General features: G+C 68.5%; 1 protein-coding gene. It reads right to left on the bottom strand.

What is annotated here, in order from left to right; genetic code table 11:
- On the bottom strand, window positions 1-1,011 hold a 1,011-nt coding region (locus AC07CM_RS51080; RefSeq protein ID WP_478883388.1), incomplete at both ends, for a beta-ketoacyl reductase.

Below are 1,011 nucleotides of genomic sequence, written 5' to 3'. Positions count from 1 at the left end.
TCGAACAGTGCCAGAGCCTCGGCACCAGCCAGCGGCAGCACACCCGAACGCCGCATACGCGCCACATCAGCCGCAGCCAACTGCTCGGTCATGCCCGCGCTCTGCTCCCAAGGACCCCACGCCAGCGACACTCCCGACCAACCCAGAGCCCGACGATGAGCCGCCAACGCATCCAGAAACGCGTTACCCGCCGCATAGTTCGCCTGGCCCGCAGCGCCGAACACACCCGCCACCGACGAGAACATCACGAACTGATCCACATCCCCGACCAGTTCATGCAAATGCCACGCCGCATCCACCTTCGGCCGCAGCACCCGATCCACCCGCTGCGGTGTCATCGCCTCCAGCACACCATCGTCCAGCACCCCAGCCGCGTGCACCACACCCGTCACCACACGCTCGTGGAGCACCTTCGCCAACGCCGCCCGGTCCGCCACATCACACGCCACGACCTCGGCGTCCGCCCCCAGCCGGGCCAACTCAGCCACCAGCTCCGACACACCCTCCGCAGCCGGACCACGCCGACTCAGCAGAAGCAGCCTGCGCACACCCTGCTCAGCCACATGCCGCGCCACCAACGCACCCAGACCACCCGTACCACCGGTGATCAACACCGTCCCCTCACCGCCCCAGGACCGACCCTCACCCCCCTCAGCCCCAGCCCGGACCAGGCGAGCCGCGAACGCCTCACCACCACGCACCACCACCTCCGGCTCATCCGTGACAACCGGATCCCCACCACCCTCCACATCCACCAACCAGAACCGACCCGGCAACTCCCGCTGAGCCGACCGCACCAGACCCCACACCACAGCCGCAGCCGGATCCGCACCACTGACCACACCCCGGGTCACGAACACCACCCGGGAATCCGGCTCCCGCACCAGCTCCAACGCCCGAACCGCCAACCCATGCGCCGACGCCACCACATCAACGCCGCCCACCAACTCCACGAACCGCACATCACCCGCCTCGACCGCCGGCACCGACGTCAACCACTCCACCCGATAC

This window comes from Streptomyces sp. NPDC044061 (genome assembly GCF_056434305.1).
The sequence above is the reverse complement of the archived record's forward strand: the minus strand, read 5'-3'. Positions and strand labels throughout refer to the sequence as shown.